Source organism: Mesorhizobium sp. M0676 (assembly GCF_040320535.1).
In the GTDB taxonomy this organism is placed as follows: Bacteria; Pseudomonadota; Alphaproteobacteria; order Rhizobiales; family Rhizobiaceae; genus Mesorhizobium.
The window spans coordinates 155505-170538 of the sequence record NZ_JAMYPU010000003.1 but is presented as its reverse complement, the minus strand read 5'-3'; the positions used below and the strand labels follow the sequence as shown (position 1 = coordinate 170538).

Sequence of the window (15034 nt, the reverse complement as noted above, 5' to 3'; positions counted from 1 at the left end):
ATCCTAGACCGATGCATCCGAGATGGCCGCCTTGGCCATGGCGAGTTGGGCGGGAGCCACCGAGAGATCCCGCAGGCCGGCCTCGAGCAGTGCCGGGATCGATGCCGGATCGCCGCCGGCATCGCCGCACAGGCTGACTGGGATTTTCGCGCGCAGGCCAAAAGCGGCAACCGAGCCGACCAGCCGCAACACGGCGGGATGGCGGACAGAATTAAGATGCGCCACGGCTGCGTTATCGCGGGCAGCCGCCATTACATATTGGGTCAGATCGTTCGAACCGATCGAGAAGAAGGCGACATCGGCGAACGCCTCCGGCGCGATCGCCACCGAAGGCACCTCGACCATGATGCCGAGCGGCGGCATTTGCGCGATGCCGCGCGCGGCAAGCCCGGCCTGCTCCTCCACGAACAGAGCGGCGGCGCGTTGGTATTCCTCCGCGACGGCGATCATCGGAAACATCACCTTCAGATTGCCGTGCACCGCCGCGCGCAGCAGCGCCCGGATCTGTACGCGAAACACCTCCGGCCTTGCCAGCGACAGCCTGATGCCACGCAGCCCGAGGAACGGGTTGCTCTCCTCGACGGTGAAGCCCGGCACCGGCTTGTCGCCGCCGGCGTCGACGGTACGGATGGTCACCGGCTTGTCGCCTGCCCATTCCAGCACCTTGCGATAGGCCTGGTATTGCGTCTCCTCGTCCGGCGGCGCCTTGCCGAACAGGAATTCGGTGCGCATCAGCCCGACCCCGTCGCAGGTCGAAATGTCGATGCCGTCGACCTCGGACGGATCGGCGATGTTGACCTGCACGCGCACTGTCGTCCCGGCCCGGGTTACCGCCGGTTTCGCGAGATAGACTCCGGCCTTGTCTCGATGTGCCACAAACGAGGACGAGGACCGGTGGAACGCTTCGATCTCGGTCGTGGTCGGCGAAAGCACGATACCGCCATGCTCCGCATCGAGCAGAGCCAGACCGACGGGATTAGCCGGCGAAGCGCCAAGCCCCACCACCATCGGCACGCCGCGCGAGCGCGCCAGCATGGCGACGTGGCTGGCGGCGCTGCCGGCCCTCAGCGCGATGCCGCCGCCGGTGCTCCAGTCGGTCTCGAGAAAGCGCGTTGGCGCGATGTCCTCGCCATAGAGAATGGCGCCCGCTGGTGGAGCGCTCTCCTGCTCCTCGGTAAGGGCGCGCAGCACGCGGTCGCGGATATCGCTGATATCGGCGGCGCGAGCCCGGAAATAGTCCTGGTCTGACGTTTCGTAGCCGGAGATCTCGGCGTCCAGCGCCTGTCGCCAGGCCATGTCAGCCGGCATGCCGGACGCGATCGCGGCAAAAGCCGGGCCGGTCAGTGCCTCGTCCCCAAGCATGGCGAGCTGGAATTCGAGAATGCCGGCGGCCTCGTCATCGGCGGTTTCGATCAGGGTCGCGAGCCGGTCCGTCGCGCTGGCGATAGCTGCTTCCAATGCGGCCTTCTCGTCCGCGGCGCTCGCCTTGCCCGTGTAGTGCGCGGTGCCGTTGTCGAGGTTGAACAACGGCCCCTCGGCATAGCCGGCCGAGGCCGAAATGCCTTGCAGCCTAAGCGGTTCGGGCATGGCCCGCATCCTCGTCGAAACCGCGTCGCACCAGCTCGGCCAGCGCTCTCACGGCATCATCGGCGCCGTCGCCTGTGGCCCGGATGTGCAGCATGGTGCCTTTCGGCGCCCTGGCCGCCATCACCTTGACGATGCTCTTGGCGTCGAACCATGGGCCGTTGGCGGCAAGCGCAATCTCCACCTCGGCGGCAAAGCTCTTGGCAAGCTTGGTGAACTTCACCGAAGGGCGCGCGTGCAGACCTACCTCGTGGGTGATCAGGACGGTGGCCTCGGCAAATGCGGACATCAGGTCAAAATTCCCGTTCGCTCACGACGGCGACAATTCATGCGCCGTCGCCACCACTTCCTTCAGCGAGGCGCCGCCGGACGCCTCCGTCGCAGCCATCACCGCGCCTTCGACGATCGGCGCGTTGCAGACGACGATCTTCTGCGCCCGCGGCTCGCCGATCATTTCCACCGCCATTTCCGAATTGGTCTCGGCGCCGCCGAGATCGACCAGTATGGCGACGCCCGCCTCCGACCACGCCTTGTCGATGGCGCCCATGATCGCTTCGACGCTGGTGCCGAGCCCGCCATGGCCGTTTCCGCCGCACCATGCAAGCGGCACTTCGTCGCCCACCATCTGCCGCACCATGTCGGCCGTGCCTTCGGCAACCAGCGGCGAATGCGAGACGATGACGATGCCGACATTGCTCATGCTTGGCCCTCGACGGTTTCGGCGACGGTCCGCACCAGCAGCGCCACAGAGCGTCCGCCGGCATCCATATGACCGATTGAGCGGTCGCCGAGGAACGAAGCGCGGCCGCGCAGAGCCTTCATCGGAATGGTCGCCTCGGCCGCCGCGTCGGCGATATCGGCGATTTCCGCGCCTGTCTTTCCCTCCAGCAGCGCGTCATGCACCGGCTGCAGCACGTCGAGCATCGTCTTCTGGCCGACCTGCGATTTGCCTCTGGCGGCCACCGCCTCGATTGCCTTGCCGAAAGCAGCCGTCAGCTTGGGGCGATCCGGCTCTCCTGAAATCTCCTTGCCCAGCGCCAGGAACAATGTGCCGAACAGCGGCCCGGACGCGCCGCCGACCGTCATCACCAGCTTGGTGCCGATCGCCTTCAGCGCCTCGGGCAGCGGCTTTGCAGCGAACGCCCCGGCATCGGCGCGCACAGCCTCGAAGCCGCGCTTCATGTTCAGCCCATGGTCACCATCGCCGATCGCCTGGTCGAGCGCGGTCAACTCTTCCGAGTGAGCGGCGATCGTGTCCGCGGCGGCGGTGATCAGCCTGGCAAGGTCGAACGCTGCCATGTCCAGATTCCCGGTTTCGATCCTGCCGGCAGTATCGCAAGAGTTTTCATTCGACAATCGAAGCATGCCGTCAGGCCGTTGCATGCAGCGCGGCGGCGGCCGCGAACACTTCGGCCACGGCATGGGCGCCAGGGTCGACTACGCCTTGCAATTTGGTGCCAACATAGGCGGAGCGTCCGGCCTTCGCCTTCTCCATGGCAGCGGTCGCCTCGGCGCCGTGCCGTGCCGCTGTAGCCGCGGCATCCAGCCCCTTGGCATCGAGCGCCTTCAGCGCCGGCTCCAAGGCATCGACCATGGTGCGGTCGCCGACCCTGGCGCCACCGTAAAAAGTAATGCGGTCAAGCCCGGCAAGCAGCGCCTTGGACAGGGTTGCTCCGCCGTTCGAAGCCTGAGCCGCCGCCGTGAAGAAGATCGACAGCAAGACGCCTGAGGAGCCGCCCATTGCGACGCCCAGACTATCGCCTATAGTGGCAAGCGTGGCGGCAGGGTCGGCCAGCGGCAGCGCATCGAGCCGTTCCAGCACGCTGCGCGCGCCGGTCGCAACCGTCGAACCGGTATCGCCATCGCCCGCCTTGGCGTCGAGCCCGTTCAGTGTCTCTTCGAGCGCGATCAGCCGTTCGCAGACAGTGACGATCAAACGCCTGGTGCCGGAATCCTGGCTGGCCCTTTGGGCTGCGCTGTTTCCAGCTGCTTTCGCCATAGGCACGATAGCCGGCGCGACGACGGTTTTGGCCGGCATCCAGGCATATGGGCCGACAGGCGCCAGCAAGGCTGCCTCGCGCGCCGCATCGAGCTTGATCAGCGACAGCGAAAAGCCGTTCATGTTGAGCGCCGTCATCAGCGGTCCGGGGCCGATCGCAAGTTTGACGGTTTTGGCCAGCGGCGAGGCCAGCACGGCATTGGCGACCAGCGACATCTCAAGCGGCGGCACCGAGCCGAGATTGTTGATGAGCAACGCGTGGCTGGCGTTCGGGTCGAGCCGCGCGGCCAGCCGCTCCGCCATGATCGCCACCAGCTTGTCGGCGCTTTGCACCGCGATGCGCTCGACGCCCGGCTCGCCATGGATGCCGAGGCCGAGTTCGCCGTCATTTTCGCCGAACCGCTCTTCATGTAGCTGGCCGGGGATCGAGCAGGACGACAGCGACATGCCGAGCGAGATGATGTCCTTCGCCGCCGCGCGAGCGGCTGTAGCAACGGCTGCCAAGTCCTGACCGGTCTCCGACAAATGGCCGGCGATCTTGTGCACGAACAAGGTGCCGGCGACGCCGCGCTGCTGGTTGATACCCGGCAGGGCGATGTCGTCGGCAACGATCGCCATCTCGACGCGAAACCCCTCGGCGCGCGCCTTCTCGGCCGCCAGGCCGAAATTGAGCCGGTCGCCGGTGTAGTTCTTGACGATCAGCAGGCAGCCGGCGGGGCCGGTCACCGCGCGGATGGCCGCCAGCACCGCCTCGACGCTGGGCGAGGCAAAGATCTCGCCCGAAACCGCCGCCGTCAGCATGCCCTTGCCCACAAAGCCGGCATGGGACGGTTCGTGTCCGGCGCCGCCACCGGAGACGACGGCAACTTTCGCCTTGTCCCAGTCGGCGCGCAGCACGACCTTGATCTCGGGGTAACCGTCGAGGCGCGCGAGATCGCCGGAACCGATGGTCCGCAACAGGCCATCCAGCGCCTCGGTGACGATCGTTTCCCTGCGGTTGAAAAAGTGCTTCATCGAGTTCGTCCCGTATTCGCAATCGTCAGTCAGAAGCCGGCGTCTAGACCGCCGAAATCTTCACATCAGCCTTTGTCCGTCGGCGCCGAAATACAGCGGCGAGCGGTAGCGGATCACCACTTTGTCGCCCTCGGCCAGATCCGTATCGGGGTCGGTGAGCGTCACCAGTTTCTTTGGGCCGACCGTAACATGCAGATGGTTCTGGTCCCCGAGATGTTCGACCCAGTCGACGACGCCGTCGGCATGGCCGTTTGCGGTCTTCTCGATCGACAGATGCTCGGTGCGCGCGCCGATGGTCTTGGTTCCGGTCGGCGCCCCACCATCAGGCAGCAGCCCGGCCGGCAGCAGGTTGATCGCCGGCTGGCCGAGGCGGGCCGCGACATGAAGGTTGGCCGGCTCCGAATAGATTGTGCGCGGCGTGCCGATCTGCACCAGCACGCCGTCATTGAGGATCCCGATGCGATCGGCCATGGTCATCGCCTCGATCTGGTCGTGCGTGACATAGAGCATGGTGGCGCCGAGTTCGGCCTGGATGCGCTTGAGTTCGAGCCTGAGATCGGCGCGCAATTTGGCATCCAGCGACGACAGCGGTTCGTCCATCAGATAGATCGACGGTTTGCGCACCAACGCTCGGCCGATGGCGACGCGCTGCATCTCGCCGCCCGACAGTTTGGTCGAGCGGTTGGCGAGCTTGTGGTGGATGCGCACCATCTTTGCCACCTCTTCGACGCGGCGGCGAATCTGGTCCTCCGGTACTTTCCGCGCCGGCGAGCGCAGCGGGAAGGCGAGGTTGTCGTAGACTGACAGATGCGGGTAGAGCGAATATTGCTGGAAGACGAAAGCGGTGTCGCGCTCGGCCGGCGACAGCGTCGTCGCATCGTGGCCGCCAATATCGATCCTGCCGCCATCCGGCCGCTCCAGTCCGGCGATCAATCTCAGCGTCGTCGTCTTGCCGGCGCCGGTCGGGCCGAGCAGCACGACGAATTCGCCATCGGCGATGTTAAGGTCGAGGCCATTGACGGCGACATGATCGCCAAAGCTTTTGGTCACGCCCTTGATGTGCACGTCAGCCATGCTGCGCTCTCCCTTGAGAGGCGGTATCGTGGATCGCGGTGCGCACCGCCCGACCCGAGCCCTTGTCGAACAGCGACAGCCGCGCGCTGTTCAACGTCAGCCCGACGTGATCGCCGGCAGCGAGCCGGATTTCGGCCGGCACCCGCGCCTTGATGATGCCGTCCGCCGTCTCCACCGCCACGATCTGCGTCGTGCCGAGATATTCGGTGCCGTAGATGGCGCCGCGCAGTTTCGACGCATCGTCGAAACGGATGTGCTCGGGACGGATGCCGAGCGCCATGTCGGCGGGCGCAATTTCCTCGCGCACTTCCGGCACCGCCACCTTGGCGCCCTGGACGACGATTTCCTTCGCCCCCTTCGCCAGCCCGCCACCGAAGCCCAGGAAATTCATCGGCGGCGAGCCGATGAAGTCGGCGACGAACATGGTTGCCGGGCGGTCGTAGATTTCGCGCGGGCTGCCGAACTGTTCGATGACGCCATGGTTCATGACGGCGATCTTGTCGGCCATCGACATCGCTTCCATCTGGTCGTGCGTGACATAGACGGTGGTGGCGTGGATGCGGTTGTGCAGCTCGCGCAACTCATGCACCATCAGATCGCGGAATTCGGTGTCGAGCGTGCCGAGCGGCTCGTCCATCAGAAAACACTTTGGCCGCCGCACGATGGCACGGCCGAGCGCGACCCGCTGGCGGTCGCCGCCGGCAAGCCCTGAGACCGATTTGTTGAGCAGGTGGTCGATGCGCAAAAGCTTGGCCGTCTCTTCGACCCGCTGGCGGATCTCGGCGAACGGCATGCCTTGCGCCAGCAGCGGGAAGCCGATGTTCTTGCGCACATTCATATGCGGATAGAGCGCGAACAGCTGGAACACGAAGGCAATGTCGCGCTCCCGCGCCCGGCGCATGGTGACATCCTCGCCGCCGAGCAGGATCTGGCCGCCGGTCGGCAGTTCGAGCCCGGCGATCATGCGCAGCGTCGTCGTCTTGCCGCAGCCTGACGGCCCAAGCATCACGAAGAACTCGCCATCCTCGACGACGAAGCTGGAATCCTGCACGGCGACGAAATCGCCGAAGGCCTTTCTCAAATGTTGGACGCGGATTTCGGCCATGATTATTCCGGGAATTTCGAGACGATGATGAACATCACCGTGCCGGCGAGCATGGTGATGAAGGAGTAGGTGTAGAGCGCCAGCGCGAAGGGCTGGAACAGCATCAGGAATCCAATGGCGATCAGCGTCGTGGCGATATTTTCCATGAGGCCGCGCCGGGCCCAGCGAGGCCAGGATGACTTTTTGGAGATGGCCGGGCGCGTCATGCGTAGCTCCCTTCCTTCTGCCCGGTAACGGGGCGAGACGGTTGCCAGGTGGTTCCCCCACTCCGTCGCTGCTTCGCAGCGCCACCTCTCCCCCCTCCGGAGGGAGAGGAAGGCAGCCTGGCTGAATGAAGTTCGCGTCCTTCCTCTACCCCGTCGATCGGGGGAGAGGTGTCGAGCGAAGCTCGAGGGAGTGGGGGTCGACCTGGCACATCAATCATTTGCGCACCGCCCCAAAAGTGATGCCGCGCAGCAATTGTTTGCGAAGCAGGACGGTGAAAACCAGGATCGGCACCAGGAAGATCGTCGTGCCGGCCGCCACCGCCGGCCAGTCCTGGCCGCCTTCGCCGATGATGGTCGGGATGAAGGGCGGCGCGGTCTGCGCGGTGCCGGACGTCAAGAGTGCGGCGAAGGCATATTCGTTCCAGGCGAAGATCAGGCAGAAGATGGCGGTCGCGGCGATGCCGGTGGTCGCCTGCGGCAGCACGGTGCGCCAGAAGGCCTGCAGCCTGGTATAGCCGTCGATCATCGCCGCTTCCTCATACTCGCGCGGGATCTCGTCGATGAAGCCTTTCAGCAGCCACACCGCCAGCGACACGTTTACCGCCGTGTAGAGCAGGATCATGCCCAGCGCGGTGTCGGACAGGCCGAGCTCGCGGTACATCAGGTAGATGGGAATCGCGACCGCGATCGGCGGCATGAAGCGCGTCGACAGGATGAAGAACAGAAGGTCATCGGCCAGCGGCACCTTGAAGCGCGAGAAACCATAGGCAGACAGCGTGCCGAGGAAGACCGCGCAGAAGGTCGAGCCGAAGGCGATTATCAGCGAATTGACGAAGCGCGGCAGGAAATTGGACGGGCCGGCAATCACCATGTTCCGCTTGCGCGAGGTCTCGTCGCAGAAACCGGTCGCGGGTCCGAGCGAGTTGATGTACTCGGGCGTTTGCCTGGTGCGCGTCGTGAACAGGTTGCAATAGCCCTCGATGCTCGGCTGGAACAGAATCTTGGGCGGATAGGCGATCGAATCCGGCGGCGTCTTGAAGCTGGTGGCAAAGATCCACAGCAGCGGCACGATCGAGATCAGCGCGTAGAGCACGATGATGGTGCCGGCGATCCGCTTCGAATTGGCCGAGGGGGCGACGACGGAGTGGGCAGTGGTCAAGCTCATCTCTGCTTCACCTTGTTCAGCGCCTTGACGTAGATGTTGGCCAGCCCAAACACCGCGACGAACAGGATGATGGCGAAGGCCGAGGAATATCCGGTGCGCCAGCTCTCGAACGCCTGCCGTTTCAGCGTGATGGAAGCGACCTCGGTGGTCGAGCCCGGCCCGCCGCCGGTCAGCAGGTTGACCATGTCGAACATCTTGAAGTTCTCGATGCCGCGAAACAGCACCGCCAGCATGATGAAGGGCAGCGCCATCGGCAGCGTGATCGACCAGAACTGCCGCCAGTTGGAGGTGCGGTCGACCTCGGCGGCCTCATAGATGTATTCGGGGATGGAGCGCAGTCCGGCGAGGCAGATCAGCATCACGTAGGGCGTCCACATCCAGGTGTCCACGATGATGATCGACCATGGCGCCAGCGACACGTTGGACAGCATCTGGATGTCGGTCGGTGGTATCCGGGTGACGAACGAGATGGCGTAGGCGAACAGGCCGATCTGCGGCTCGTAGAGGAAGCGCCAGAAATTGCCGACCACCGCCGGCGACAGCATCATCGGCACCAGGATGATGGTCGTCCAGAAGGCGTGGCCACGGAATTTGCGGTCGATCAGCCAGGCCAGCGTGAAGCCGATCAGCGTCTGCAGCAGGATCGTCCAGAACACGAAATGCGCCGTCGTCTGCATGGCGATCCAGATGTCCTGGTCGCCGAGGATGCGCTGGTAATTGGCGAAGCCGAGGTTCTTCACCACCTCGTTCGGGCGGTTCGCCCGGAAGTTGGTGAAGGACAGGTAGATCGCCCAGAACAGCGGGAAGATGTTGATGGCCAAGAGCAACAGGATCGTCGGCGAGATGAACAGCCAGGCGAGGCCCTTGTCGCTGATGCCCCGGACCTTGCGGGCCAACGGCTCCGGGGTCGCCCGGGCAACGTTCTCCGCAGTCCGATTGAGCATGGTGAGTCCTGCTTCGGTCACGTGGGTCGTCTCTATCATGAATTTATCTGAACTGCGTCCCGTGCCAAGGGCGGCACGGGACCAAGAGCATGATGCCGAAAAGTGTGGAGCGGTTTTCGGACGACATCATGCTCTCTCTCTTTTTAGCCCGAGGCGGACGATTTCTGATCGATTCGGCCTGAAAATCATCCGCCTCTGGGGTCAGGCTCGGGAGGAGCCGTTGGTCCGGTTACATCTTGCCGTCGTCCTGGAACACTTGCGTCCAGTCCTTGACCAGGCCGTCAAGCGCGTCCTTGGCCGAACCCTGGCCGGCAACGACATAGTCGTGGAAGCGCTTCTGCGACGCCTGCAGCAGCGGTGCGTAGCTCGGCTCGGCCCAGAAGTCCTTCACGATCGCCATCGAGTCGAGGAAGGTCTGCGCATAAGGCTGGCTGGATGGGAAGGCCGGGTCCTTGACCACCGCGTTCAGGCAGGAATAGCCGCCGAGCGACCACCATTTGGCCTGCACATCCTTGTTGGCGAACCACTTGATGTATTTCAGCGCCGATTCCTGCTTGTCTGAATAGGACACCACCGAAATGCCCTGGCCGCCGAGCTGCGCAAACTGGGCGCCGCCGGGACCCTTCGGATTGACGAAGTAGCCGATCTTGTCGCCGCCGACATTCTCGTCCTTCTGCAGGCCGGGCCAGGTGAATGCGAAGTTCATATGCATGGCCACCTGACCGGATTTGAAGGCGTCGACGCCTTCGCCCATATAGCTGTTCGAGGCACCCGGAGGCGTGCAGCAATCGTAGAGCGACTTGTAGAACTCCAGGCCTTTGACCGCGTCTGGCGAATTGACGAAGGCTTCCATTTCGTAGGGCTTCTTGGGGTTTTCATACTGGAAGCCGTAGCTGTAGAGCACGTCCATGGCGCCCATGGTGATGCCTTCCGAGCCACGCTCGGTGTAGATCGAAGCGCCATAGACGGTCTTGCCGTCGATCTCGCGCTTCTGGAAGAACTCGGCGACCTGCTTCAGTTGGTCGAAGGTGGTCGGCGGGCCGAGATCCCAGCCATATTTTTCCTTGAATTCCTTTTGCAGCTCCGGCTTGGAGAACCAATCCTTGCGGTAGGTCCAGCCGACGACGTCGCCCATGGCCGGCAGCGCCCAGTAGTTCGGCGTGTTTTTCGGCCATTCGGAATAGCCGACGACTGTTGCCGGCACAAAGTCATCCATGCTGATCTTCTCCTTGTCGAAGAAGTCGTTCAGCTTGACGTAGTGGCCGTTCTCGGCCGAGCCGCCGATCCACTGGCTGTCGCCGATGATCAGGTCGCACAGTTTGCCGTGCGAGTTGAGCTCGTTGAGGAAGCGGTCGGCATAGTTGGTCCACGGCACGAATTCGAATTTCATGCCGATGCCGGTTTCCTTGGTAAAATCCTTGGACAGTTCGACCAGCGCGTTTGCCGGATCCCAGGCGGCCCAGCAAAGCGTCAGGTCTTCAGCGTGCGCCGCGTTCGAGACGGCTGTCGACGCGGTAATCGCCGAGGCCAGCCCCAACGCCAGTTTCAAGCTCGATTTCATGCCTTCCTCCCATTTGCGAAACGCGCCCGGATGGCCGTTTCAAGAACCCCTTAACCCTCGCTCCTCCGAGGGGCTAAACACGGCGCGCTATGCGTCGCCAGGGCGGCGCGGTGCGCCGCAGATGTTTAGTAATTTGTTTAGTGATGCAATTTTTACTAAACAAGGCAAGCGAATTCGTCGCTGCGCCGCAACATGGCGAAACGGCGATTGAAATCGTTGGGAAATGATTGCCGGACGGCTCGCCCGGAAGTTGCTTAGCCGGGGTCGCCTATAATTTTCGTCTGCGGCGTCACCGGCCGAACAGGGGGCGCGGGCGGCAGCAGCGCGCGGATGTCGGCGAAGGGAAAAGTCGGCTCGAATCGGAAGGCCTCGGCCAGGGAGCCGGGAACGCTGTTGCATTGCCCGGCGCGAAACTCATTCTGGACGCGCGCTCTGTCGACATATTGCTCCGGCCACTGCGACTGGTGCGCTCGGATCGCCTGCGTCTTGATATCGCCGTAGGCGGAAATGTCGACGTAATGCGTCGGCGCAAAGCCGGTGCCGCCCATCGTGTCGGCATGCAGCACGGGGACGCCGAACGAGGCCGCGATGCGCACGCCGTCCGACAAAGCACGATGGTCGGCGTGATAGTCGTTGGGGGCATGCGTGATAACCAGATCCGCCGCGGTCTCGCGTATCAGCGCTTTCAGCGAAGCGATCAGTGCCGCATCAGCCACCAGTTCGCCGTCGGGAAAGTCGAGTAAGCGAAGGGTTGCGCCGAGCAGCGCCGCAGCGGCCGCCGCCTCGTCGCGGCGGACACGAGCCAAAACGCTCGGGTCGCCCATGCCGCCCCTGGCGCCATCCGTGGCCACGGCAAAAGTCAGTTCTGCGCCTTGCGTGGCATAGGCAGCCAGCGTACCGAACATGAATATCTCGATGTCGTCGGGATGCGCGCCGAGCGCCAATACCTTCACTGCACTCTCCCCGGAAATGGAAAAACGTGACGAACGGAATCCTGCTCGCCCTCATCGCCTATGCAAGCTATTCGTGCAGCGATGCCGTTATCAAGAGCCTTGGCGGACAGTTCACCGTCTTCGAGATCGGCTTCTTCATCACGCTGTTTGCCGGCTGCTTCCTGTTTTTCAGCCGCCCAGTCGATGAGCGCTGGCGCGACTTCTGGCGCACCGGGCGGCCATGGGCGGTGCAGGCCCGCGCCTGGGCCGGCATCGCCTCGGGCGTGCTCAGCGTCTACGCCTTCACCACCATTCCGCTGGCCGAGACCTATGCACTGATCTTCCTGGCGCCGCTTTGCGTTACCATTCTCTCGACCGTCATCCTGAAAGAAAAGGTCGGTCCATGGCGCTGGCTGGCGGTGGTTGCCGGCTTTGCAGGTGTCATGCTGGTGGTGCGGCCAGGTTTTCGCGAGTTGCATCTCGGACACCTTGCCGCCTTCACGGTGGCCTTCCTTGCCGCGGTCAGCGTCATCCTGATGCGGTCGCTCGCCCAGCAGGAAAAGCGCACCACCATGCTCGGCGTGCTCATCGGTTACGGGCTGCTGTTCAACGGGGCCGGCACCATCGCCACATCGTTCACCCTCCCCAACGCCATGCAGCTGCTGTGGCTGGTGCTGGGCGGCGCCTTTACCGCCGGCGGCCAATTGCTGCAGCTGCTGGCCGCCAAATACGCACCGGCCAACCGCATCGCGCCGACGCATTATTCGCAGATCGTCTGGGCGGTGATCCTCGGTGCGTTGTTCTTCCAGGAGTATCCGGACTGGATATCGCTGGTCGGCTTGGCCGTCGTCGGCGCGTCCGGCCTGCTCACCATGGTGCGCGAGGAGGTGCGGCTGGGCACGGTGCGCTGGAACCCGTTTGCGCGCACGAGGCTTTGAGCCGTTGCACGGTTGTGGTGACCGCTGATATGCGGACGCAATGACGACGAGATCCTTGCCGGAGCTTCCGGTATCCGCCGTGCTGCCGGCCCTGCGCGAGGCGCTCGGCTCCGGCAACAGCGCCGTTCTGGTGGCGCCGCCCGGCGCCGGCAAGACGACGCTGGTGCCGCTGGCGCTGCTCGATGCGCCCTGGCTGGTCGCCGGCAAGATCGTCCTGCTCGAACCGCGCCGGCTCGCCGCCCGCGCCGCCGCCCGCCGCATGGCCGAATTGCTTGATGAAGAGCCTGGCGCCACTGTCGGCTATGCCATGCGCATGGAAAACCGCACATCGGCCCGGACAAAAATCCTGGTCGTCACCGAAGGCGTCCTGGCGCGCATGATCCTAGACGATCCCGAGCTGCCCGGCGTCTCGGCGGTGATTTTCGACGAATTCCACGAGCGCTCGCTCGACGGCGATTTCGGCCTGGCGCTGGCGCTCGACGTGCAGGGCGCGCTGCGGCCGGATTTGCGGCTGCTGGTGATGTCGGCAACGCTCGATGGCGCGCGCGTCGCGAAACTCCTGTCCGGCGCCCCGGTGATCGAAAGCCAAGGCCGTGCGTTCCCCGTAGATGTCAGATACGACGAGCGGCCAGCCGGCGTTCCCATCGAAGACGCCATGGCCAAGGCGATCCGCTCCGCTCTTGCCGGCGAGAGCGGCAGCGTGCTCGCCTTCCTGCCGGGACAGCGCGAGATCGAGCGCACCGCCGAGCGGCTGCAGGGCCGGCTCGGCGCCGACACCGACATCGTGCCGCTCTACGGCCAGCTCGACAACAGGGCGCAGGATGCCGCCATCAAACCGGCGCCGCCCGGCCGCCGCAAGGTGGTGCTGGCGACGTCGATCGCCGAGACCTCGATCACCATCGACGGCGTGCGCGTCGTCATCGATTCCGGCCTGTCGCGGCTGCCGCGCTACGAACCGGCGAGCGGCCTGACCCGGCTGGAGACGGTGCGCGTTTCCAGGGCGTCCGCCAACCAGCGCGCCGGCCGCGCCGGGCGTACACAGCCAGGCGTGGCCATCCGCCTCTGGCGGGCCGAGCAGACGGCGGCCCTTCCCGCCTTCACCCCACCCGAGATTCTGGAAGCCGACCTGTCCGGCCTACTGCTCGATTGCGCCGCCTTCGGCGTCGCCGATCCCGCAAGCCTGTCCTTCCTCGATCCGCCGCCCATTCCCGCGCTCAACGAGGCGCGGGCCCTGCTCCTGGCGCTGCACGCCATCGATGCGGCTGGCCGGCTGACGGAGGCGGGCGGCGCGATGCGCAAGCTGGCCCTGCCCGTGCGGCTCGCACACATGGTCGCTGAAGCCGCTGGCGGCGGCCACGCGCTCGAGGCTGCGATGCTAGCCGTCCTGCTCACCGAGCGTGGTCTCGGCGGCGACGGCGCCGACCTCGAACGGCGCTTGATGCGCTTCCGCACCGAAAAGTCACCGCGCGCCGTTGCGGCAAGGCAGCTTGCCGGGCGATTGGCGAAGGAGGCGGGCGGCGCCAAGAGCAGCGAAACCGCTTCTGCCGGTCTTCTCCTCATCCACGCCTGGCCGGACCGTGTCGCAAAAGCGCGCGGTGAGCGCGGCCGTTTTGTGCTGGCCAATGGCTCCGGTGCAATGGTCGACGCCGCCGATCCGCTGGCCGGCGAGACCTGGCTGGTCGTCGCCGATCTGCAAGGCAAGGCGCAAAATGCCCGCATCACGGCGGCGGCAGCCGTCGACGAGGCCGACATCCGCGCCGCACTCTCCGACAGGATCGAGACGCGCCGCGAGACAAGCTTCGACCGCGAGCGGCGCGCGGCGCGCGTGCGCGAGACCGCCAGGCTCGGCGCCATCACTTTGTCGGAGCGCATGCTGCCCGCACCAACTGGAACAGACGCCGACCGCGCCATAACAGATGCCTTGCGCGAGCACGGCCTGTCGCTGCTGGAATGGGGCAAGGACGGCGAGACGCTGCGCCAACGGCTCGGCTGGCTGCATCGCGGCCTCGGCGCGCCTTGGCCCGATGTTTCGGAACCCGCCCTGCTCGAAGGCCTCGACGACTGGCTGCTGCCGTTCCTTTCGGGCAAGGCATCCTTCGCCGCGATCGATCCCGGCGTGCTGTCGTCAGGCCTGATGGCGCTGGTGCCGCACGAATTGCAGCGCAAGGTCGGCACACTGGCGCCGACCCATTTCGACGCGCCCTCCGGCAGCCATGTGCCGATCCGCTATGACGGCGAATGGCCGGTGCTGGCCATCCGCGTGCAGGAACTGTTCGGCCTTGACCGCCATCCGGCAATCGCCAACGGCACCGTGCCGCTGACGCTCGAGCTGTTGTCGCCGGCGCACCGGCCGATCCAGACGACGCGCGACCTGCCCGGCTTCTGGCGCGGCTCCTGGGCCGATGTGCGCACCGACATGCGCGGCCGCTATCCCCGCCATGTCTGGCCGGAAAATCCGCTGCTCGCTGCGGCCACCGCCCGCGCCAAACCGCGAGGGACCTAGCGCTCGTCC

General features: G+C 65.1%; 14 protein-coding genes. 2 read left to right on the top strand and 12 right to left on the bottom strand.

The features are described 5' to 3' along the window. Positions 1–3: 3 nt before the first annotated feature. The 12 genes from ptsP to NKI35_RS04710 all read right to left on the bottom strand — a co-directional run bounded on the left by ptsP (position 4) and on the right by NKI35_RS04710 (position 11605). A complete protein-coding gene (ptsP, locus tag NKI35_RS04765) occupies positions 4–1587 on the bottom strand; it encodes a phosphoenolpyruvate--protein phosphotransferase (protein ID WP_352738821.1) in 1584 nt (527 codons plus the stop codon). Further along, complete coding sequence (locus NKI35_RS04760) at positions 1571–1873, bottom strand: HPr family phosphocarrier protein (protein ID WP_023684207.1); 303 nt, start codon at positions 1871–1873, stop codon at positions 1571–1573. The genes ptsP and NKI35_RS04760 overlap by 17 nt, the downstream gene beginning before the upstream one ends. A 21-nt stretch (positions 1874–1894) precedes the next feature. Then, positions 1895–2284: a dihydroxyacetone kinase phosphoryl donor subunit DhaM gene (gene dhaM, locus NKI35_RS04755; protein ID WP_023690004.1), complete on the bottom strand. Its 390-nt coding sequence runs from the start codon at positions 2282–2284 to the stop codon at positions 1895–1897. Further along, positions 2281–2883 carry a dihydroxyacetone kinase subunit DhaL gene (gene dhaL, locus NKI35_RS04750; RefSeq protein ID WP_352738818.1) on the bottom strand — a complete coding sequence of 201 codons (603 nt, stop codon included), beginning with the start codon at positions 2881–2883 and terminating at the stop codon, positions 2281–2283. The genes dhaM and dhaL overlap by 4 nt, the downstream gene beginning before the upstream one ends. A 70-nt stretch (positions 2884–2953) precedes the next feature. After that, entirely contained in the window at positions 2954–4597 is a 1644-nt protein-coding gene (locus NKI35_RS04745) for a dihydroxyacetone kinase subunit DhaK (protein ID WP_352738816.1), read from the bottom strand. 60 nt (positions 4598–4657) lie between these two features. After that, positions 4658–5671, bottom strand: coding sequence for an ABC transporter ATP-binding protein (locus tag NKI35_RS04740; protein ID WP_352738814.1), 1014 nt, complete (start codon positions 5669–5671; stop codon positions 4658–4660). Beyond that, complete coding sequence (locus tag NKI35_RS04735) at positions 5664–6776, bottom strand: ABC transporter ATP-binding protein (protein ID WP_352738812.1); 1113 nt, start codon at positions 6774–6776, stop codon at positions 5664–5666. The genes NKI35_RS04740 and NKI35_RS04735 overlap by 8 nt, the downstream gene beginning before the upstream one ends. A 2-nt stretch (positions 6777–6778) precedes the next feature. Then, positions 6779–6982 carry a hypothetical protein gene (locus NKI35_RS04730; protein WP_023668776.1) on the bottom strand — a complete coding sequence of 68 codons (204 nt, stop codon included), beginning with the start codon at positions 6980–6982 and terminating at the stop codon, positions 6779–6781. Between the two features lie 214 nt (positions 6983–7196). Beyond that, positions 7197–8147, bottom strand: coding sequence for a carbohydrate ABC transporter permease (locus NKI35_RS04725; protein ID WP_023690009.1), 951 nt, complete (start codon positions 8145–8147; stop codon positions 7197–7199). Further along, positions 8144–9091: a carbohydrate ABC transporter permease gene (locus NKI35_RS04720; RefSeq protein ID WP_352738963.1), complete on the bottom strand. Its 948-nt coding sequence runs from the start codon at positions 9089–9091 to the stop codon at positions 8144–8146. Before NKI35_RS04720 ends, NKI35_RS04725 begins: the two co-directional genes overlap by 4 nt. A 229-nt stretch (positions 9092–9320) precedes the next feature. Next, positions 9321–10652 carry an ABC transporter substrate-binding protein gene (locus NKI35_RS04715; RefSeq protein WP_352738809.1) on the bottom strand — a complete coding sequence of 444 codons (1332 nt, stop codon included), beginning with the start codon at positions 10650–10652 and terminating at the stop codon, positions 9321–9323. Between the two features lie 254 nt (positions 10653–10906). Further along, positions 10907–11605 (bottom strand): PIG-L deacetylase family protein, encoded by a 699-nt coding sequence (locus NKI35_RS04710; protein WP_352738807.1) that lies wholly within the window; start codon positions 11603–11605, stop codon positions 10907–10909. 26 nt (positions 11606–11631) lie between these two features. On the opposite strand from NKI35_RS04710, the gene NKI35_RS04705 reads away from it, so the two are divergent. Next, positions 11632–12522, top strand: coding sequence for a DMT family transporter (locus NKI35_RS04705; RefSeq protein ID WP_023831190.1), 891 nt, complete (start codon positions 11632–11634; stop codon positions 12520–12522). A gap of 40 nt (positions 12523–12562) precedes the next feature. Further along, positions 12563–15025, top strand: a complete 2463-nt coding sequence (gene hrpB, locus NKI35_RS04700; RefSeq protein WP_352738805.1) for an ATP-dependent helicase HrpB — start codon at positions 12563–12565, stop codon at positions 15023–15025. The last annotated feature ends 9 nt before the right edge of the window (positions 15026–15034 follow it).